General features: G+C 61.8%; 17 protein-coding genes. 8 read left to right on the forward strand and 9 right to left on the reverse strand.

The genetic code is table 11. The annotated features are described in order from the left end of the window. Positions 1–373 precede the first annotated feature (373 nt). From LOY31_RS23860 to LOY31_RS23895, 8 genes are all read left to right on the forward strand, one after another. Positions 374–1,534 carry an efflux RND transporter periplasmic adaptor subunit gene (locus tag LOY31_RS23860; RefSeq protein WP_085606909.1) on the forward strand — a complete coding sequence of 387 codons (1,161 nt, stop codon included), beginning with the start codon at positions 374–376 and terminating at the stop codon, positions 1,532–1,534. Further along, positions 1,531–4,632, forward strand: coding sequence for a multidrug efflux RND transporter permease subunit (locus LOY31_RS23865; protein WP_258712286.1), 3,102 nt, complete (start codon positions 1,531–1,533; stop codon positions 4,630–4,632). The genes LOY31_RS23860 and LOY31_RS23865 overlap by 4 nt, the downstream gene beginning before the upstream one ends. An 8-nt stretch (positions 4,633–4,640) precedes the next feature. Continuing rightward, positions 4,641–5,318 carry a heavy metal response regulator transcription factor gene (locus LOY31_RS23870; RefSeq protein WP_003228008.1) on the forward strand — a complete coding sequence of 226 codons (678 nt, stop codon included), beginning with the start codon at positions 4,641–4,643 and terminating at the stop codon, positions 5,316–5,318. Further along, positions 5,308–6,672: a heavy metal sensor histidine kinase gene (locus LOY31_RS23875; RefSeq protein WP_007956745.1), complete on the forward strand. Its 1,365-nt coding sequence runs from the start codon at positions 5,308–5,310 to the stop codon at positions 6,670–6,672. Before LOY31_RS23870 ends, LOY31_RS23875 begins: the two co-directional genes overlap by 11 nt. A 158-nt stretch (positions 6,673–6,830) precedes the next feature. Further along, a complete protein-coding gene (locus tag LOY31_RS23880) occupies positions 6,831–7,301 on the forward strand; it encodes a hypothetical protein (protein ID WP_221535359.1) in 471 nt (156 codons plus the stop codon). A 185-nt stretch (positions 7,302–7,486) separates the two neighbouring features. Next, the gene (locus LOY31_RS23885; protein ID WP_085607035.1) at positions 7,487–7,708 is read left to right on the forward strand and encodes a hypothetical protein; all 222 of its coding nucleotides are present in this window, start codon (positions 7,487–7,489) and stop codon (positions 7,706–7,708) included. 197 nt (positions 7,709–7,905) lie between these two features. Then, on the forward strand, positions 7,906–9,222 hold the full coding sequence (locus tag LOY31_RS23890) for an OprD family porin (protein ID WP_258712287.1): 1,317 nt from the start codon (positions 7,906–7,908) through the stop codon (positions 9,220–9,222). Positions 9,223–9,330: 108 nt separating this feature from the next. Further along, on the forward strand, positions 9,331–10,836 hold the full coding sequence (locus tag LOY31_RS23895; protein ID WP_258712288.1) for a sensor domain-containing diguanylate cyclase: 1,506 nt from the start codon (positions 9,331–9,333) through the stop codon (positions 10,834–10,836). A 61-nt stretch (positions 10,837–10,897) separates the two neighbouring features. Here LOY31_RS23895 and lpxC read toward each other — a convergent pair whose 3' ends face one another. From lpxC to murD, 9 genes are all read right to left on the reverse strand, one after another. After that, the gene (gene lpxC / locus LOY31_RS23900; RefSeq protein ID WP_007956752.1) at positions 10,898–11,809 is read right to left on the reverse strand and encodes a UDP-3-O-acyl-N-acetylglucosamine deacetylase; all 912 of its coding nucleotides are present in this window, start codon (positions 11,807–11,809) and stop codon (positions 10,898–10,900) included. Positions 11,810–11,921: 112 nt separating this feature from the next. After that, entirely contained in the window at positions 11,922–13,118 is a 1,197-nt protein-coding gene (gene ftsZ, locus LOY31_RS23905; protein WP_085606919.1) for a cell division protein FtsZ, read from the reverse strand. A 67-nt stretch (positions 13,119–13,185) separates the two neighbouring features. Beyond that, positions 13,186–14,445, reverse strand: coding sequence for a cell division protein FtsA (gene ftsA, locus LOY31_RS23910; RefSeq protein ID WP_007956755.1), 1,260 nt, complete (start codon positions 14,443–14,445; stop codon positions 13,186–13,188). A gap of 15 nt (positions 14,446–14,460) precedes the next feature. After that, entirely contained in the window at positions 14,461–15,327 is an 867-nt protein-coding gene (locus tag LOY31_RS23915) for a cell division protein FtsQ/DivIB (protein WP_007956757.1), read from the reverse strand. A gap of 4 nt (positions 15,328–15,331) precedes the next feature. Next, positions 15,332–16,306 (reverse strand): D-alanine--D-alanine ligase, encoded by a 975-nt coding sequence (locus LOY31_RS23920; RefSeq protein WP_039766243.1) that lies wholly within the window; start codon positions 16,304–16,306, stop codon positions 15,332–15,334. Then, complete coding sequence (gene murC, locus LOY31_RS23925) at positions 16,303–17,763, reverse strand: UDP-N-acetylmuramate--L-alanine ligase (RefSeq protein WP_221534738.1); 1,461 nt, start codon at positions 17,761–17,763, stop codon at positions 16,303–16,305. The genes LOY31_RS23920 and murC overlap by 4 nt, the downstream gene beginning before the upstream one ends. Continuing rightward, positions 17,756–18,826 carry an undecaprenyldiphospho-muramoylpentapeptide beta-N-acetylglucosaminyltransferase gene (gene murG, locus LOY31_RS23930; protein ID WP_011335863.1) on the reverse strand — a complete coding sequence of 357 codons (1,071 nt, stop codon included), beginning with the start codon at positions 18,824–18,826 and terminating at the stop codon, positions 17,756–17,758. Before murG ends, murC begins: the two co-directional genes overlap by 8 nt. After that, on the reverse strand, positions 18,816–20,033 hold the full coding sequence (ftsW, locus tag LOY31_RS23935; protein WP_039766247.1) for a putative lipid II flippase FtsW: 1,218 nt from the start codon (positions 20,031–20,033) through the stop codon (positions 18,816–18,818). The genes murG and ftsW overlap by 11 nt, the downstream gene beginning before the upstream one ends. Further along, positions 20,030–21,376: a UDP-N-acetylmuramoyl-L-alanine--D-glutamate ligase gene (gene murD, locus LOY31_RS23940; RefSeq protein ID WP_258712289.1), complete on the reverse strand. Its 1,347-nt coding sequence runs from the start codon at positions 21,374–21,376 to the stop codon at positions 20,030–20,032. The genes ftsW and murD overlap by 4 nt, the downstream gene beginning before the upstream one ends. Between the last annotated feature and the right edge of the window lie 3 nt (positions 21,377–21,379).

The following is a 21,379-nucleotide window of genomic DNA, read 5'->3' on the forward strand; positions in this document are numbered from 1 at the left end:
GCCCCATCGGAAGGCTGAGTGGAGGGATTTATCCGGGGGTGGGAGCGCAGCGACCGTGCGGCGCAGCCGCATGCATCGAGAGGAGGTGCAGCGAAGCAAACCGTAGGCGATGCCCCCGGATGAATCCCGCAACGAAGGAACGCCGAGCCACAGCGAGGCGCCGAACGCAGGGGCCCAGACCTTTGGTTACTTTGGGGCGTTTGCCAAAGTGACCCGCCGTAAGGGCGGAACCATAAGCGGCCGTTACCGCAGCAACGGATATACACCCAAGAAAACTGACAGCCGCGACAGCTAGCCGTCACCCTCCTGACCCCCAAACAAGTTTATAAAGGCAAAACCTGCCCAAACCCCGTCCCCCTGGCGCCCCACAAGCATGCAAACCCAGAAGAAAAAAGCCCTGCTCGCTATCCTGCTGATCGCCGTCGCAGCCGGGGCCCTGTGGTTCACCCTGAAACCCGCCCCGGCCAAACTCGCAGCCCCCACCGCCATCCCGGTGCGGGTCGTCGCCGTCAGCGAAAAAGACGTCCCCCGCTACACCAGCGGCATCGGCTCGGTCCTCTCACTGCACAGCGTAGTGGTGCGCCCACAAATCGATGGCATCCTCACCAAGCTCCTGGTCAAGGAGGGCCAACTGGTGAAACAAGGCGACCTGCTCGCCACCATCGACGACCGCTCGATCCGCGCCAGCCTCGACCAGGCCCGGGCGCAACTGGGCGAAAGCCAGGCACAACTGCAAGTGGCGCTGGTCAACCTCAAGCGCTACAAACTGCTCAGCGTCGACGACGGCGTCTCCAAGCAGACCTACGACCAGCAACAGGCACTGGTCAACCAACTCAAGGCCACCGCCCAGGGCAATCAGGCCTCGATTGACGCAGCACAGGTACAACTTTCCTACACCCAGATTCGCTCCCCGGTCACCGGTCGCGTCGGGATTCGCACGGTCGACGAAGGCAACTTCCTGCGCATGACCGACACCCAGGGTCTGTTCACCGTGACCCAGATCGACCCGATCGCCGTCGAGTTTTCCCTGCCCCAGCAAATGCTGCCGACCCTGCAAGGCCTGATCAGCGATCCACAGCGCGCACAGGTCAAGGCCTACATCGGCGCCGACACCGACGGCGAAACCGGCAATCTGCTCGGCGAAGGTCACCTGACCCTGATCGACAACCAGATCAACGCCAACACCGGCACCATCCGCGCCAAGGCCGAATTCGACAACCCGAACCAGAAGCTCTGGCCCGGCCTGCTGGTGACGGTAAAGATTCAGACGGCGCTGGATAAAGATGCGCTGGTGGTTCCGCCCACCGTCGTACAACGCGGCCTCGATCAACACTTCGTGTACCGCGTCAACGGCGACAAGGTTGAAGCGGTGCAGGTGCAGATGGTTTATCAGGGCAGCGGCCAGGACATCATCAAGGGCGTGAAACCCGGCGATGTGCTGGTCAGTGATGGCCAGTCACGGCTCAAGCCCGGTTCGACCGTGCAAGTCATGAGCGAGCCGCCGCAGGTGGTGCAAGCGGAGCCCAAGCCATGAAGCAGCACAAAGGCGTTTCGACCTGGTGCATCGATCACCCGGTGGCGACGATTCTGCTGACCATCGCGCTGGTACTGGTCGGGGTGATTGCCTTCCCGCGCCTGCCGATTGCCCCACTGCCGGAAGCGGAATTTCCTACGATCCAGGTCTCCGCGCAGTTGCCCGGTGCCAGCCCGGACACCATGGCTTCGTCCGTGGCCACGCCGCTGGAGGTGCAATTCAGCGCCATCCCCGGCATGACCCAGATGACCTCCAGCAGTGCGCTGGGCTCCAGCCTGCTGACCCTGCAATTCACCCTCGACAAGAGCATCGACACCGCCGCCCAGGAAGTGCAGGCCGCGATCAACACCGCCGCCGGCAAACTGCCGAAAGACATGCCGACCCTGCCGACCTGGAAGAAGGTCAACCCGGCCGACAGCCCGGTGCTGATCCTCAGCGTCAGCTCAACGCAGATGCCCGGCACCGAGCTCAGCGACCTTGTGGAAACCCTGCTCGCACGTCAGATCAGTCAGATCGACGGCGTAGGCCAGATCAACATCACCGGTCAGCAACGTCCGGCAATCCGCGTGCAAGCTTCGGCGGACAAACTGGCGGCCATCGGCCTGACCCTCGCCGATATTCGTGTGGCAATCCAGCAGACCAGCCTCAACCTCGCCAAAGGTGCGTTATACGGCGATTCGAGCATTTCCACGCTGTCGACCAACGACCAGTTGTTCCACCCCGAGGAATACAGCCAGCTCATCGTTTCCTACAAGGACGGCGCCCCGGTTCACCTCAAGGATGTCGCGAAAGTCGTCAACGGTTCGGAAGATGCCTACGTGCAAGCCTGGGCAGGTGATCGGCCGGGCGTGAACCTGGTGATCTCCCGCCAGCCGGGCGCCAACATCGTCGAAACCGTGGACCGGATTCAGGCCACCCTGCCCGGTCTCGAAGCCATGCTGCCGGCCTCGGTGCAGGTCAAGACCCTGATCGACCGCACCCAGACTATCCGCGCCTCTCTGCATGAAGTGGAAATCACCCTGCTGATCGCGATCCTGCTGGTGGTGGCGGTGATGGCGCTGTTCCTGCGCCAGCTGTCGGCAACGATGATTGTCTCGGCGGTGCTGGGCGTGTCGCTGACCGCCAGTTTCGCGCTGATGTATTTACTCGGCTTCAGTCTGAACAACCTGACGCTGGTGGCCATCGTCGTGGCGGTAGGTTTCGTGGTCGACGATGCGATCGTGGTGGTGGAAAACATCCACCGCCATCTGGAGGCCGGCGACAGTATGCGCGACGCCGCGATCAAGGGCGCCGGCGAGATCGGCTTCACCGTGGTCTCGATCAGTTTCTCGCTGGTGGCGGCGTTCATTCCGCTGCTGTTCATGGGCGGCGTGGTCGGGCGTTTGTTCAAGGAATTCGCCCTGACGGCCACCTCGACCATCATGATTTCCGTGGTGGTGTCGCTGACGTTGGCGCCGACACTGGCGGCGCTGTTCATGCGCAAACCGGTGCATCACGCCCATGACAAACCGGGCTTCAGCGAACGCCTGCTCGGCTGGTACGAAAAAGGACTGCGCCGCGCCCTCGCCCACCAGAAACTGATGATCGGCGTATTCGGCATTTCCGTCGCGCTGGCGATTGGCGGCTACGTGTTTATCCCCAAGGGTTTCTTCCCGGTACAGGACACCGGTTTCGTCCTCGGCACCACCGAAGCCGCCGCCGATATCTCCTACAGCGACATGGTGAAAAAACACCTGGCAATGGCCGAAATCGTCGCCGCCGACCCGGCTGTCCAGGCGTTTTCCCATTCGGTCGGAGTATCCGGCAGCAACCAGACCATCGCCAACGGCCGCTTCTGGATCGCCCTGAAAAAACGCGGTGACCGCGATGTTTCGGCCAGCCAGTTCATCGACCGCATTCGTCCGCAACTGATGAAAGTCCCCGGCATCGTGCTTTACCTGCGCGCCGGCCAGGACATCAACCTCAGCTCCGGCCCGAGCCGTGCGCAGTATCAATACGTGCTCAAGAGCAACGACGGGCCGACCCTCGCCACCTGGACCCAGAAACTCACCGAAAAACTGCGCAGCATTCCGGCGTTCCGTGACATTTCCAACGACCTGCAACTGGGCGGCAGCATCACTCACATCAGCATCGACCGCAGCGCCGCCGCGCGTTTCGGCCTGACAGCGAGTGATGTCGACGAGGCGCTGTACGATGCCTTCGGCCAGCGGCAGATCAACGAGTTCCAGACGCAGGTCAACCAGTACAACGTGATCCTGGAGCTGGACACCAAACAGCGTGGCAAGGCCGAAAGCCTCAACTATTTCTACCTGCGCTCGCCGCTCAGCGGAGAAATGGTGCCGCTGTCGGCGCTGGCCCGATTCGACGCGCCGACCATCGGCCCGTTGTCCATCGCCCACGACGGCATGTTCCCGGCCGCCAACCTGTCGTTCAACCTTGCGCCCGGTGTGGCACTGGGCGACGCGGTGATCCTGCTCAATCAGGCCAAGGCCGAAATCGGCATGCCGACCGCCATCAGCGGCAACTTCCAGGGCGCGGCCCAGGCGTTCCAGAGCTCGCTGAAAAGTCAGCCGTGGCTGATTCTCGCGGCGCTGGTGGCGGTGTACATCATTCTCGGCGTGCTCTACGAGAGCTTCGTCCATCCGCTGACGATCATCTCGACTTTGCCGGCGGCGGGTCTCGGCGCGGTGATCATGCTGTGGATCTGCGGTCAGGACTTTTCGATCATGGCGCTGATCGGGCTGGTGCTGCTGATCGGTATCGTGAAGAAGAACGGCATCCTGATGATCGACTTCGCGCTTGAAGCGCAGCGTCATCGCGGGTTGTCGCCGCAGGATGCGATTTTCGAAGCGTGTATCACGCGGTTCCGGCCGATCATCATGACCACCCTCGCCGCCCTGCTCGGCGCACTGCCGCTGATGCTCGGTTACGGCACCGGTGCCGAACTGCGCCAGCCATTGGGGATGGCGGTCGTGGGTGGCCTGCTGGTCAGCCAGATGCTGACGCTGTTCACCACGCCGGTCATATACTTGTGGCTTGAGCGGCTGTTCCACAAGCCCAAACCTGCGCCCATCGCGGCGCTGGCAACGACAGACTGAGGCGGGTCATGCGCGTTCTGATTATCGAAGACGAAGAGAAAACCGCGGACTACCTGCACCGCGGCCTGACGGAACAGGGTTACACCGTGGATCTGGCCCGCGACGGCGTCGAGGGCCTGCACCTGGCGCTGGAAAGCGACTACGCGGTGATCGTCCTCGACGTGATGCTGCCGGGCCTTGATGGCTTCGGTGTGCTGCGCGCGTTGCGTGCGCGCAAGCAGACGCCGGTGATCATGCTCACCGCCCGCGAGCGGGTTGAAGACCGGATCCGGGGCCTGCGCGACGGCGCCGACGATTACCTCGGCAAACCGTTCTCCTTCCTCGAACTGGTGGCGCGCCTGCAAGCGCTGACCCGGCGCAGTGGCGGCCATGAGCCGGTGCAGGTGAGCATCGCCGACCTGTGGATCGACCTTATCAGCCGCAAGGCTACCCGCGCCGGCACCCGGCTGGATCTGACCGCGAAGGAGTTTTCGCTGCTCAGCGTTTTGGCCCGACGTCAGGGCGAAATCCTCTCGAAAACCGCGATTGCCGAGATGGTCTGGGACATCAATTTCGACAGCGACGCCAACGTGGTCGAAGTCGCGATCAAGCGCCTGCGAGCCAAGCTCGACGGGCCGTTCGACGAGAAACTGCTGCACACCATCCGTGGGATGGGTTATGTGCTGGAGAGCCGTGGTGTCCAGTAATTCCATCGCGCTGCGCCTGAGCGGGATGTTCACGCTGGTGGCGCTGCTGGTGTTCCTGTTGATCGGCGGCGCGCTGTATCAACAAGTGGACAAAGGCCTGGGCCTGCTGCCGGAAGCAGAACTGGATGCGCGTTACAGCGTGCTGGAATCCGCGCTCAACCGCTATGGCACCCCCGAGCATTGGGTGAAGATCAACGCCAAGCTCAAGCTGCTCGGCGAAGAAGACAAACGCATCCGTTTCTGGGTGGTCAGCGGCAATCCGGGGTACGAATTTGGCGAGCCGGATGCCTTGATCCGCGCGTTTGCCCAAGGCCCGCTGGGCATGCGCGATCTGCAACTGCCCGACCATCCCTACCCGCTGAAAGTGTTGCTGACCGAACTGCCGGCCAAGGATCAACGCCCCCCGCTGCGCTTCATGATCGGCATCGACACCGAGACCTTTCACCAGACCCAGCATCAGTTGCTGATCGCGCTGGTGAGTCTGGCGGTGATCGGCGTGCTGCTGGCATCGGCCTTGGGTTACTGGGTGGCGCGGATTGGCCTCAAGCCGTTGATCAAACTGTCCCACGAAGCCCAGCGTCTGGCGCCGCCGTTGCGTGCCGGGCGACTGCGTCTGTCGCCGTTGCCGCCGGAACTGGAGCAGTTCGTCGACTCGTTCAACTCGACGCTGGAGCGGGTTGAACAAGCGTACTCACGGCTGGAATCCTTCAACGCCGACGTCGCCCATGAGCTGCGCTCGCCGTTGACCAACCTGATCGGCCAGACCCAGGTCGCCCTCACTCGCGGACGCTCTGCCGAGCATTATTTCGAAGTGCTGCAATCCAACCTCGAAGAACTGGAACGCCTGCGTTCGATCATCAACGACATGCTGTTCCTGGCCAGCGCCGATCAGGGCAGCAAGGCCACCAAACTGACCTCGACCTCGCTGGCCGATGAGGTGGCGACCACCCTCGAATACCTCGACTTCATCCTCGAAGACGCGCAGGTCCAGGTGCGGGTAAGCGGCGATGCACAGGTGCAGATCGAAATCGCCCATCTGCGCCGGGCTTTGATCAATCTGCTGAGCAACGCGGTGCAGCACACGGCGCCGGGACAGGTGATCGAAGTGCAGATCGCGGTCGAGGACCATCAGGTCAGCATCGGCGTGGCCAACCCCGGTTCGCCGATTGCCAGTGAGCATTTGCCGCGCTTGTTCGAGCGCTTCTACCGGGTGGATGCTTCACGCAGCAACAGCGGCAACAATCACGGATTGGGGCTGGCGATCGTCAAGGCGATTGCGCTGATGCATGGGGGGGATGTGTTTGTGCGCAGTGATCGCGGGATGAACACTTTCGGGATCCATTTGCCGGTCTGATGCCACTGACCCGGCGTTACCACCGGTCAGTTTAAAGCCCAAAAGTGGTCCCACCTGTAATTTCTGACAGTAGACGGTGCTCCGCTCACCTCATCAAATGAACAGACGAATACCACGCCGGTATTTGCCGCGTTTCATTGAATGACCTGGAGGTCAGGATGAGCAGCAATGCTACAGACAACTCAAACGTGAGCTCGATAGGCTTTCTAAGAACAACGGAAGACTACGATGGAAAAATTGATACGGCCGACGTCACCTATCGACAGTCCCCTACAGGTAACAAAGGTATTACCCTTGATGCCAAGTTAGAGCTCAAAAATCCTGACCCAAGTGACGGTCGTGCTTATTTTATCGGTATGCAAATTGATTTCCCCCCGACGTTAACGACAGGTACTCATTCACTCACTGAAACGTGGCCGGACATCATCCGGGTCGGACGCTTCACTCAACTGGACAGTCAACGAACATCTATTCCCGCTGACAGCGGATCGCTCACCTTGAAACTGTTCGATGCGAACCTAGGCCATGCTCAAGGATCGTTAGAGGCCCATATCCCAATGGATGGAGCCTCACGCAAGTTCACTGCAGAATTCGACATCCGAGATGAGACAGAGAAGTCAATTTATTGAGCTTCGATAGGCGCCACGACTAGTCGTTGAGTTCGTGGCGTTCTCTGCAGCTATTCCTTGTTTTTCGTCCTGACTGTTACCAATCAAACAAAAGTCCTTTCATGAATTGGCTCTGTTTCCCCATGGCCAGGATCCTTATCTTTGCCCGCACCAAACAGCACTTGCCAAGCAAGAAGGTTTTCAAGATGTCCAACAGTATGGGTATTGCCAGCGCTTTCGTTTTGTCCTCATTGATCCTGTCGCCAATGGCGATGGCTGAAGAATCCCAGACGTTCGTAGCGCAAAACGCCGCTCGCGCTCACGCATTCGAACAGCATCAGGCAGAAGTGATGGCCAAGGCTCAAGACGCCACGCAAGCCCCTCAGGCCGCCACTTCCCAGACTCAGGCTTCAGAGAAAGACAGCTGAGTCGCGCACCGCGCAACGTTTCCCTCGACGCGGTTGTTTGGCTCTTCCCGTTCAACCGTCGTCCTTGCAGGCCGCTGATTTTCAGCGGCCTTTTTTCGTTGTGGTCTGTAAGCTGTCCGGTTCGTCTTTAACAATTAGAAACATCCCGCACCTCAAGACATTGAAGTGTCAGTTGACCCCAAGGAGCTTTACCGCACGTGCGTTACCCAGTTCGCTTCACCCCGCTGTTCATTGCAATTGCCGCAACGATTGCCCCCGCCGCCCACGCTGCCGAAGCCGAGCAACAAGGTTTCGTCGAAGGCGCGAGTCTCAACCTCAACGCCCGCAACTACTACATGAACCGTAACCGTCTGCAGCAGACGGATGACAACATCGAGTGGGGCCAGGGTTTCCTCGGCAAATTCGAGTCGGGCTACACCGAAGGCACGGTCGGCTTCGGCATCGATGCCCACGCCATGCTCGGTCTGAAACTCGACGGCGGTGGCGGCACCGACAACTCCAGCATCCTGCCGGTCAGTGACGGCAGCGGCAAAGCGCCGGGCTCGTTCTCCACGGCGGGCGGCACCTTGAAGATGCGTGCGTTCGATACCGAGCTAAAGGCCGGCGACCTGTTCCTCGCCAACCCGGTGATCGCCGGTGGCGAGACGCGCATGCTGCCGCAGACCTTTCGCGGCATCAGCCTGACCAATCACAGCTTCGACGGCTGGATGATTGAAGGCGGCCAGGCCAGCTTCACCAAACCCTACAACCAGAGCGGTCACAAACGCATCGGCACCTCTTACGGCACCCTCGCCGACGGCGACAAGAGCCAGCACCTGAACTGGGCCGGCGTGGCCTGGAGCGGCGTCGAAGGCCTGACCAGCAGCCTGTATGCCTCCGAGTTGAAGGACATCTGGAACCAGTACTACTACGACCTCGACTACACCTGGGCGTTGAACGATCGGGTGACCCTCAACCCGGGTCTGCACTTCTATCACACGCAGGACACCGGCGACGCGCTGCTGGGCAATATCGACAACAACACCTACAGCCTGCATCTCACCGTCGGCATCGGCAGCCACAGCGTCACCGCCGCGTATCAGCGGGTCAACGGCAACACGCCGTTCGATTACATCAGCCAGGGTGACAGCGTTTACCTCGACAACTCCCAGCAGTACTCGGACTTCAACGGCCCGAACGAGCGCTCGTGGAAACTCAAGTACGCCTACGACTTCGCCGGCATCGGCCTGCCGGGCCTGACTTCGTCGCTGTCCTACTCGCGCGGCACACTGGACCTGACCAAGGCCGATCCGGACAGCAAGGGTTACGCCTCGTGGTACAGCGCCGAAGGCCGCAACGCCAAGCACTGGGAGCGCGACATCGACCTCAAGTACGTGGTGCAGGGCGGCCAGGCCAAAGACCTCGCGGTACGCCTGCAATGGGCAACCAATCGTGGCAGCAACGGTTACGGCGCGCTGGATACGGACACAGATGAATACCGTGTGATCATCGACTACCCGATCAACGTCTTCTAAGATCGGCGCTACAGTAAAAGGCCAGCCTGATGCGCTGGCCTTTTTCTTGCCTGTGGCAGCGAAGCGGGTACAACTACGCTTACAAGAATCCCTTACCGAAACCGAACCATGATCGCGAGCCGCACCCCTACCGTTTCCGGCACGACCGGACGCTCCGAGCTGCTGCTGATCCTCGGCAGCCTGCTGAGCGTGATCGCGATTGTGTGCATCGTCACGTTCCTGCTGATCCGCGAACACGCCAACGCGCAGGAATCGGCCACCCGGGGCGCCACCACCATCGCCCAGTTGATCGACGCCGACGTGCTGCGCACCGTCGAGCTGTACGACCTGACGCTGCAAGGGCTGATCGCCGCCGCCCAGCGTGACGACCTGAAAGACGTGTCGCCACAGATCCGTCATCTGGCGCTGTTCGACCGCTCCACCACGGCGCGCTTCAAGGGCGACATCCTGTTGCTCGACAAGTATGGCGACGTGATTGCCGACTCCTCGCGGGTCGATCCGCTGCCGGGCAATTTCGCCGACCGCGACTACTTCCTCGCCCACGCCTTCAACCGCGACACCGGCATGTTCATCAGCCGTCCGTTCAAACCCCGCTGCGACTGCGATGACGCCAACCAGTGGCGAATCAGTTTCAGCCGGCGCATCTCTTCGGACACCGGCGAGTTTCTGGGCGTGGCCGTGGCGTCGATGAAACTGGATTACTTCGATCAGCTGTTCAACAGCCTCGACATCGGCATCGACAGCACCCTCAACATCATCAACAACGACGGCATCCTGCTGGCACAGAAGCCTTATCTGCAAAGCGATTCGATCGGCAAGAGCTTTGCCGCTCGGCCCAATGTGGTGCGGATCCTGCGCGACAGCAACGGCAATGGCAGTTTCAACAGCATTTCGAGCATGGATTATCAGCAACGGCTGTACACCTATTCGCGGGTCGGCAATCTGCCGCTGACGGTGATCGTTGCCCTGTCCAGCGAAGAAGTGTTCGGCGCGTGGCGACGCACGGCGATCCTGATCAGCGGCGCCACCGGCGTGCTGTGTGCCGGGCTGCTGTGGCTGACCTGGCTGCTGGCCCGGGAGCTGCGCCTGCGCCAGCGGGCCGAACGCGAACTGGCGCAACTGGCGGCGACCGATGCCCTGACCGGCGTCGCCAATCGGCGGATGCTCGATCAGTCGCTGCGTCACGAGTGGTTTCGCGCACAACGCTCGGGCAAGCCACTGTCATTGCTGATGATCGATGCCGACCATTTCAAGGCTTTCAACGACCGACACGGACACCAGGCCGGGGATCAGGCGTTGCGTGAACTCGCGAAGGTAATCACCTCCAATGTGCGGCGTCCGGCGGATCTGGTGGCCCGTTATGGCGGTGAGGAGTTTTCGGTGATCCTCGCGGAAACCGACAGCGTCGGGGCGCAACAGATCGCCGAGCACATTCGCGCAGCGGTGGAACAACTGCCAAGCGTCAATGAAGACCGGTCACCGATGACCGTAAGCATCGGCATCAGCACCTGGACGGCGACGAGCGAGATCAGCCTGGAGCAGCTGTTGTTCGCGGCGGACAAGGCGTTGTATCAGGCCAAGGAAGGTGGGCGAAACCGGGTCGTGGTGGCCTGAAAACAGGCATAAAAAAAGGCCACCCAAAGGTGGCCTTCAAAAAACTAGAGAGGTTTTTTACTTACACCGCCGCAACCGGGCGCATGTAAGAGATTGGTGCAGTGCTGGCGTCTTCGAACGTCACGACTTCCCAGGCATCTTTCTGCTCAATCAACTTGCGCAGCAGCTGGTTGTTCAGTGCGTGGCCGGACTTGAAGCCCTTGAACTCACCAATCAGGCTGTTGCCCAGCAGGTACAGGTCGCCAATCGCATCGAGGATCTTGTGCTTCACGAATTCGTCTTCATAGCGAAGGCCGTCTTCGTTCAGTACGCCATCGGCATCGACCACGATCGCGTTTTCCACGCTGCCGCCGAGTGCGAGGTTGTGCTTGCGCAGGTACTCGATGTCACTCATGAAACCGAAAGTACGGGCGCGGCTGACTTCTTTTACGAACGAAGTGCTGGAAAAATCCACGCTTGCACTTTGGGTGCGGTCCCGGAAAACCGGGTGATCGAAATCGATCTCGAAGCTCACCTTGAACCCTTCGAAAGGGACGAAAGTGGCGCGCTTGTCGCCGTCTTCCACTGTCACTTCACGCAGGATGCGGATGAATTTCTTGGCGGCGTCCTGTTCTTCCAGGCCAGCCGATTGAATCAGGAATACGAAAGGTCCTGCGCTGCCATCCATGATCGGGACTTCAGACGCGGAGAGCTCGACGTAGGCGTTATCGATGCCCAGGCCAGCCATGGCCGAGAGCAAGTGCTCCACCGTGTCTACCTTCACGTCACCGTTGACCAGCGTCGTCGACATGGTTGTCTCGCCGACGTTGGCCGCACGAGCCGGTATCTCGACAACCGGATCGAGATCGGCACGACGAAAGACGATCCCGGTGTCGACAGGTGCAGGCTTGAGGGTCAGGTAAACCTTCTCCCCGGAGTGCAGACCTACACCGGTGGCACGGATAATATTTTTCAGTGTGCGTTGTTTAATCATGGCATGGGCCGCTTCAGCGCAAATTGCGAACTGGTATCAACAAAGGCTGGCGATGATAGCAGACCGAGCCTTTGCTGAACACCAATCACCTGAATACCCCTGATACATTTCATCAATCGGCCTGACGACGCAGGAAAGCCGGGATGTCCAGGTAGTCCAGGTCATCTTGCGGATTCATCTTCGCGGCAGTCGCAGCACCGGCCTGAGCCTGGTTGCGCATGACGGTCGGACGGTCCAGGTCACGGTAGTTCACCGCTGGCTGTTCCTGACGAGCGGGTGCCGGTTGCTGCACTTGAGCAGCCGCCATCGAAGTGTGAACGGTGTTGTCGATGACCTTCACAGGCTTCTCGATTTTGGCGCCCAGACCTGTGGCAACCACGGTCACGTGCAGTTCGTCGCGCATGTCCGGATCGATAACGGTACCGACCTTGACCATCGCGTGCTCGGAAGCGAAGGCTTCGATGATCGAACCCACGTCGGAGTACTCACCCAGGGACAGGTCAGGACCGGCAGTGATGTTCACCAGGATGCCGCGTGCGCCTTGCAGGTTCACGTCTTCCAGCAGCGGGTTGCGGATGGCCGCTTCGGTCGCTTCACGTGCACGGTTCGGACCGCTGGCGCAGCCAGTGCCCATCATCGCCATGCCCATTTCGCTCATCACGGTGCGTACGTCGGCGAAGTCGACGTTGATCATGCCCGGACGCTTGATGATGTCGGAGATACCGCGAACGGCACCGGCCAGTACGTCGTCAGCCTTGGCGAAAGCCGACAGCAGGCTTGCGTCCTTGCCGAGGATGGTCAGCAGTTTTTCGTTCGGAATGGTGATCAGCGAGTCGACGCTTTCCGAGAGCATGCGGATGCCTTCGTCGGCGATCTGCATACGCTTGCGGCCTTCGAACGGGAACGGACGGGTCACGACCGCAACGGTCAGGATGCCCATTTCCTTGGCCACTTCGGCGATGATCGGCGCAGCACCGGTACCGGTACCACCACCCATGCCGGTGGTGATGAACACCATGTTGGTGCCCTGCAGGACTTCGGCAATGCGCTCACGGTCTTCGAGAGCGGCCTGACGACCTACTTCAGGGTTGGCGCCGGCGCCCAGGCCTTTGGTCACGCCGGTGCCCAGTTGCAGAATGGTGCGCGCGCCGATGTTTTTCAGCGCTTGAGCATCGGTGTTGGCGCAGATGAATTCCACGCCTTCGATGTTGCTCTTGACCATGTGGTTGACAGCGTTGCCGCCGCCACCGCCAACACCGATAACTTTGATTACCGGGCTTGCGGGGATGTTGTCTACGAGTTCGAACATTTTCCCTCTCCTTACATTCTCTAGTTTTTTCGCCTACTGCTGTTTGTTGCGGTGCTGCGGTAAAGCGTTAGAAGTTGCCTTGAACCCACTTCTTCAAACGGTCCAGCAACGGCGCCTGCGGCTCATCGTTGCTGTAGCTGTCGCGGCTGCCGATGCCCGAGAACGAGATCCCGTCGGACTGCTTCTGCAGGCCGTACATCAACAAGCCAACGCCAGTGGAATAAATCGGGTTGCGTACCACGTCATCCAGACCTTTCACGCCATGCGGCACGCCCAGGCGGACCGGCATGTGGAAGATCTCTTCGGCAAGTTCAGTGGCGCCTTCCATCTTCGAAGTACCACCGGTCAGCACGATGCCGGCCGGGATCAGGTCTTCGTAGCCGCTGCGACGCAGCTCGGCCTGGATCAGGGTGAACAGTTCGTCGTAACGCGGCTCGACCACTTCGGCCAGGGCCTGACGGGACAGTTCGCGCGGCGGACGGTCGCCGACGCTCGGCACCTTGATGGTCTCGCCGGCACCGGCCAGTTTGGCCAGGGCGCAGGCGTAGCGGATCTTGATCTCTTCGGCGTACTGGGTCGGGGTGCGCAACGCCATGGCGATGTCGTTGGTCACCTGGTCACCGGCAATCGGGATCACGGCCGTGTGGCGGATCGCGCCTTCGGTGAAGATCGCGATGTCGGTGGTGCCGCCGCCGATGTCGACCAGGCACACACCCAGCTCTTTTTCGTCGTCGGTCAGTACCGAGTAGGCCGAGGCCAGTTGCTCGAGAATGATGTCGTCGATTTCCAGACCGCAGCGGCGCACGCATTTTTCAATGTTCTGTGCGGCGTTGACGGCGCAGGTGACCACGTGAACCTTGGCTTCCAGACGCACGCCGGACATGCCCAGCGGCTCGCGCACGCCTTCCTGGTTATCGATCACGTAATCCTGCGGCAGGGTGTGCAGCACACGCTGGTCGGCCGGGATCGCCACGGCCTGGGCGGCGTCGAGTACGCGCTCCAGGTCCGCCGAGCTGACTTCGCGATCACGGATCGCGACGATGCCGTGGGAGTTCAGGCTGCGAATGTGATTGCCCGCCACGCCGACGAATGCCGAGTGAATGCGGCAGCCCGCCATCAGTTGGGCTTCTTCGATCGCGCGCTGGATCGATTGCACGGTGGACTCGATGTTGACCACCACGCCTTTTTTCAGGCCGCGGGACGGATGAGTGCCGATCCCGACGATTTCCAGCGAGCCGTCGTCCGCAACCTCGCCGACCAGCGCCACCACCTTGGAGGTGCCGATATCGAGACCGACGATCATTTTGCCGCTTTGCACGTTTGCCATGGGTCCTGCCTCTTCTTAATTCTTTGCGACAGCGGGTTGGGCTGTCGTCGGCGCTACTGGTTCCCGCCAGCCAACAGCGAGGCCGTTGGCATAGCGCAGATCGATGCGCGCAATGTTCGTAATCTGTTCTTTGAGCGTCTTGTCATAGATGGCAATGAAGCGGCGCATCTTTTCCACCAGGTTGCCGCGTCCCAGCAGCAGCTCGATCCCGGGGCCGGAACTGCCGGCACCGGTGGTCAGGAACCAGCTGCCACGTTCACGCAGCTCGAGCCGCGCAATCGAGAAGCCCAATGGCCGGAGCATCTGGCTCAGCACCTGGTATTGCTGCATCACTTGCTGCTGGGCCCGCTGCGGACCGAACAGCTGTGGCAGGTGTTCGTAATTCGCCAGTTCCTTGGGCGTGAACGCCTGGCCCTGGTTGTTGAGCAACGACTCGTCACCCCAGCGGGCCACCGGCAGTTGCTCTTCGAGGCGGATCACCACCTGGTCCGGCCACACCCGGCGCACTTCGGCGTGGGCGATCCACGGCATCTGCTCAAGCTCGGTGCGCATGCTCGCCAGGTCGATGGTGAAGAAGCTCGACGCCACGTACGGGGCGATCCGCTGCTGCACCGCCTGCTGGCTGATGTAACTCAGGTCGCCCTGCACCGCGATTTTGGTGATCGGCCGGTCGGCGTACGGCAGCAAACGCTGTGCGCCTTCGTAAGTGCCGAACCCCAGGGCCACCAGCAGCACCGGCCAGAACAGACCTTTCAAAAAGCCGAAGTTGGCTTTTGGCAGGCGCGCGGACATCGGCTCTTTGGCCACCATTCGGCTGGCACCCCGCGGCACCGGCTTGCGGCCGGGTGCGGGTGGCTGATGTCTGAGCTGTGCGCCTTGCATGGTCTTAACCTCGCGCCTCTTTCTTGCCATCGGCATCGACACTGGCGGCCAGAATGGCCAGGACCAGTTGCTGGAAATCCAGACCGGCCGCTTTCGCCGCCATCGGTACCAGGCTGTGATCGGTCATGCCGGGAGCGGTGTTGACTTCCAGGAACCAGAACTTGCCGTCGGCGTCCTGCATCACGTCCGCCCTGCCCCAACCGGCAATACCCAGCGCCTCGCAGGCTTGCGCCGTGAGGTCCATGAGTTCTTTTTCCTTGGCGGCATCGAGCCCGCACGGAATCCGATACTGGGTATCGTTGGCGATGTACTTGGCGTCGTAGTCGTAGAACGTGTGTGGCGTACCCAGGGCGATAGGAGGCAACACCTGGTCACGCAGGGTGGCGATGGTGAACTCCGGACCGTGGATCCATTGCTCGACCAACACTTGCGAATCGTAGGTACTGGCCGCTTTCCATGCGTCGATCAACTCGGACGCGGAAGTCACTTTGGCCATCCCGATACTTGAACCTTCATGCGCCGGTTTGACGATCAAAGGGAAGCCCAGTTCCGTCGCTGCCGAAATACAATCGGCCTCGCTGCGCAGCACAGCGTGACGCGGCGTCGGAATCCCTAGCGTGTGCCAGACCTGCTTGGTGCGCAGTTTGTCCATCGCCAGTGCCGAAGCCAGGATGCCGCTGCCGGTGTACGGAATGCCGGCCACTTCGAGCAGGCCCTGCATGCTGCCGTCTTCACCGCCACGACCGTGGAGGATGATGAACGCACGGTCGATCTTTTCGCTCAGCAGGCGCTGCAGGATATCGGCGCCGACGTCGATCCCGAACGCGTCCACTCCCGCGCTTTGCAGCGCACTGAGCACGGCATTGCCGGACTTCAGCGAGACTTCACGCTCGGCACTCAGGCCACCGAACAGCACGGCCACACGGCCGAAATCCTTCGGGGCGATGGTGGAAAACAGATTGGCGTAGGCAGCAGTCATTTCAACTTCCCCTCGACCGATGCCGCCACGGCACCGGCGAACAACTCGCTTTTCAACAGTTTCGGTGCGAGACCGCCGATATCACCGGCGCCCTGGCACAGCAGAATGTCGCCGGCACGCAGCAGCGGCTTGACCACCGGCGCCAGGTCGACGCCGCGCTCGATGTAGATCGGGTCGAGCTGACCGCGCTGGCGAATGCTGTTGCACAGCTTGCGGCTGTCGGCACCCGGGATCGGCTCTTCGCCGGCCGGATAGACTTCCATCAGCAACAGCACGTTGGCGTCGGCCAGTACATTGACGAAATCGTCGTACAGGTCGCGGGTGCGGCTGTAGCGGTGCGGCTGGTAGACCATCACCAGACGGCGCTCTGGCCAGCCACCGCGCACGGCCTTGATCACGGCTGCGACTTCGGTCGGGTGGTGACCGTAGTCGTCGACCAGCATCACGCTGCCGCCGTCCACCGGCAGTTCGCCGTAGACCTGGAAGCGTCGGCCGACACCCTGGAACCCGGACAGGCCCTGGACGATGGCTTCATCGCTGACGCCTTCGTCGGTGGCGATGCAGATGGTGGCCAGCGCGTTGAGCACGTTGTGGTTGCCCGGCATGTTCACGGACACATCCAATGGCTCACGCTCAGGGCGCAGAACGGTGAAGAAGGTCTGCATGCCCTGCTGGCGCACATTGATCGCGCGCACGTCGGCTTCTTCGCTGAAGCCATAGGTGACGACCGGGCGTTTGACCTGCGGCAGGATTTCACGCACCACCGGGTCGTCCAGGCACACCACCGCCAGACCGTAGAACGGCAGGTTGTGCAGGAACTCGACGAAGGTTTTCTTCAGTTTGTTGAAGTCGCCGTCGTAGGTCGCCATGTGGTCGGCGTCGATGTTGGTGACCACGGCCACCAGCGGTTGCAGGTGCAGGAAGCTCGCGTCGCTTTCATCGGCTTCGGCGATCAGGTAACGGCTGGTGCCGAGCTGGGCATTGGTGCCCGCGGCATTCAGACGGCCACCGATGACGAAGGTCGGATCCAGGCCACCGGCCGCGAACACCGAAGCGATCAGGCTGGTGGTGGTGGTCTTGCCGTGGGTACCGGCGACGGCGATGCCGTGACGGTAGCGCATCAGTTCGGCGAGCATCTCGGCACGCGGCACCACCGGGATGCGGCGTTCCAAAGCGGTCGCCACTTCCGGGTTGGAAGTGTTGACGGCGCTCGACACCACCAGCACATCGGCGGCCGCGGCGTTCTCGGCACGGTGGCCGATGAAGATCTGTGCACCGAAGGATTCCAGGCGCTCGGTCACCGGCGAAGCTTTCAGGTCCGAACCGGACACATCATAGCCCAGGTTCAGCAGCACTTCGGCAATACCGCACATGCCCACGCCGCCGATCCCGACGAAGTGGATGCGACGGATGCGGCGCATTTCCGGTTGCGGCATGGCTTTCTGATTCTCAACCATGGGCCACCTCCAGACAGGTATCGACCACGCTTCGGGTGGCTTCGGGTTTCGCCAGACGGCGGGCCGCTTGGGCCATTTGTTCGAGTCGTTGCGGTTGCATCAAGACCTCTGTCAGGCGCGCGGCAAGGTCCGCGGCGCCAGTCGTTCTTTGCGGCATCAGGAAGGCAGCGCCTTCGCGGGCCAAATAATCGGCGTTGCGGGTCTGGTGATCGTCGATCGCGTGGGGCAAGGGCACCAGCATCGAGGGCAGACCGGCGGCGGCCAGTTCGCTGATGGTCAATGCGCCGGCGCGGCACACCACCAGGTCAGCCCAGCCATAGGCCTGGGCCATGTCTTTGATGAACGGCTGCACCTGCGCATCCACGCCGGCGGCGCGGTAGCGCTCTGCAGTCACTTCATCGTGGTTTCTGCCAGCCTGATGGAACACTTCCGGACGCAAGTCGGCAGCGACTTGTGCCAGGGCTTCAGGCAGCAACTTGTTCAACGGCTCTGCGCCCAGGCTTCCGCCCAGGATCAGCAAACGCGCCTTGCGTCCGGCCAGGGCCGGGCGCGGTGTTTCGAGGAACAGCTCGCTGCGCACCGGGTTACCGGTGGTACGGCGGCTGTCCGACAGGGTAAAGGTGTCGGGGAAGGCTTCACACACCCGGGCGGCGAACGGCACCAGCAACCGATTGGCGGTGCCGGCCACGGCGTTCTGCTCATGAACGATCACCGGCACGCCGGCCAGTTTGGCGGCAAGACCACCGGGGCCGGTCACATAGCCGCCGAATCCGACCACGCACACCGGACGCAAGCGGCGAATGATCGCCCGCGCCTGCCACACCGATTTCAGCAGCATGAACGGCGCCTTGAGCAACGACAGCTTGCCCTTGCCGCGCAGGCCAGTGGCGTTGATGCGGTGCAGTTCAAGACCCGCCGCCGGCACCAGATCGTTTTCGATCCCGCGCGGCGTGCCGAGCCAGTGCACGGTGTAGCCGCGCGCCTGGAATTCGCGGGCACAGGCCAGCGCCGGGAACACGTGGCCACCGGTGCCGCCGGCCATGATCAATACGTTAGCGCCCATGGTTCGGCTCCTCGGCGAAGTCGCTCTCATGGAATTCCATCTCTTCACTGCCCAGGTGGGTCCGGCTCTCCCACTCGATCCTCAGCAACAAGCCAAGGCAGGCGCAGCAGATCACCAGGGAACTGCCGCCATAACTGAGGAACGGCAAGGTCAGGCCCTTGGTCGGCAGCAGGCCGACGTTCACGCCGATGTTGATCAGGAACTGGCCGATCCACAGGAACGACAGACCGTAGGCCACATAAGCGGCAAAAAACTGTTTGGCTTTCTCGGCCCACAGACCGATGTACATGCCGCGAATACACACGAACACGAACAGTGCCACGGTGCACAGCGAACCCACGGCACCGAGCTCTTCGGCCAGGACCGAGAACACGAAGTCGGTGTGCGCTTCCGGCAGGTAGAACTGCTTCTGCACGCTGTTGCCCAGGCCAACGCCCAGCCATTCACCGCGACCGAATGCGATCAAGGCTTGGGACAACTGATAACCGGCGCCGAACTGGTCGGCCCACGGGTCGGCGAAGTTGGTCAGACGCGCCATCCGGTACGGCTGCATCTGAATCAGCAACACCACCGCACCGACGGCCAGCACCACCATCAGCGAGAAGCGGAACAGCCCGACCCCGCCGAGGAACAGCATCGCCGCCGCAGCGCCCATCATCACGACGGTGGCTCCGAAGTCCGGCTCCATCAGCAACAGGCCCGCCATCGGCAGCAGCACGATGAACGGTTTGAAGAAGCCCATCCAGCTCTCGCGCACTTCTTTCTGACGACGCACCAGATAACCGGCCAGGTAGATCACCACGAACACCTTGGCAATCTCGGAGGGCTGAACGTTGAAGAAGCTGAAACCGATCCAGCGCATCGAGCCGTTCACCTCACGGCCGATCCCCGGGATGATCACCATCACCAACAGGCCGAACGCACCGATCAGCATCATCCAGCCGAGGCGCTGCCAGGTGGCGATCGGGATCATCATCGTGACGATGCACGCGCCCAGGCCCAGCACCACGTAGATCAGGTGACGGGTCATGTAATAAAGAGCACTGCCCGACTGCGCCGCGCCGACTTCCGTCGATGCAGAAGCGATCATGATCAGGCCCAGACCGAGCAGCGCCAGGCAACCGGCGAGCATCGGGAAGTCGAGGTCGATCCCGCGTCCGGTGATCAGCGGCGACGGGTATGGCTTGATGATGTTTCTCAAGCTCATGCCAGATCCTCCACGGCGCGGACGAACTGGTGACCACGGTCTTCGTAGTTCTTGAACATGTCGAAACTGGCGCAGGCCGGCGACAGCAGCACCACGTCACCCGGCTGGGCGGCGGCGCGGCATTGGGCGACCGCGTCGACCAGCGTGGTCGCGCGAATCAGCGGCACGGCATCGCCGATCGCTTCGCCGATCTTGTCGGAGTCGCGGCCCATCAGGATCACGACGCGGCAGTGGGCCGCCGCCGGATCGCGCAGGTCCTTGAATTCGGCACCCTTGCCGTCGCCACCGGCGATCAGCACGACCTTGCCGTCGATGTCCGCGCCCAGGCCTTCGATGGCCGCCAGTGCGGCGCCCACGTTGGTGGCCTTGGAATCGTTGTAGTAACCGACGCCGTCCAGATCACGCACCCACTGGCAACGGTGTTCGAGACCGGCGAAGGTGCGCAGCGCTGCCAGCATGGCGTCGAACGGCAGCCCGACCGCGTGGCCGAGCGCCAGCGCCGCCAAGGCGTTGGACTGGTTGTGGGCGCCGCGAATCTTCAGTTCACGCACCGGCATCAGGTTCTGGAATTCGAAGGCCAGGTATTTCTCGCCATTCTCTTCGCGCAGGCCAAATGCCTTGAAATCGGGTTTGGTCAAGCCGAAGGTCCAGCACGGCTGGCCCTCGCCCATCAGCGGACGAGTCAGGGCATCCTGACGGTTGACCACGAACTGCTTCGCACCACGGAAGATCCGGTGCTTGGCCAGGTGATAGGCCGGCAGACCGCTGTAACGGTCCATGTGGTCTTCGCTGATGTTGAGCACGGTCGCCACTTCGGCGTTGAGCTGGTCGGTGGTTTCCAGCTGGAAGCTCGACAGTTCCATCACGTACAGCTCGACGTCATCGCTGAGCAGATCCAGCGCCGGCGTACCGAGGTTGCCGCCCACGGCCACGCGTTTGCCGGCTGCAGCCGCCATCTCGCCGACCAGGGTGGTGACGGTGCTTTTCGCGTTGGAACCGCTGATGGCCACGATCGGCGCCTTCGCGTTACGCGCGAACAGCTCGATGTCGCCGGACAGCTTCACGCCACGGGCCGCGGCGGCTTGCAGGGCCGGGGTCGCCAGCGCCAGGCCGGGGCTCACGTAGAGCTCATCGGCACGGCACAGGAATTCGACGTCCAGCTCGCCACAACGCACTTCCACGTGCGGATAGTCACGCTGGAGCGTGGCCAGTTCCGGTGGATTTTCCCGCGTATCGGCCACAGCAAACGCCACGCCCCGGTTCGCCAGGAAGCGAACCAGGGACATGCCGCTCTTGCCGAGGCCGACAACGATGCGGAAGTGGTCAGAAGCGATCAGAGACACTCG

Source organism: Pseudomonas sp. B21-021 (genome assembly GCF_024749205.1).
Classification (GTDB): Bacteria; Pseudomonadota; Gammaproteobacteria; order Pseudomonadales; family Pseudomonadaceae; genus Aquipseudomonas; species Aquipseudomonas paraglycinae.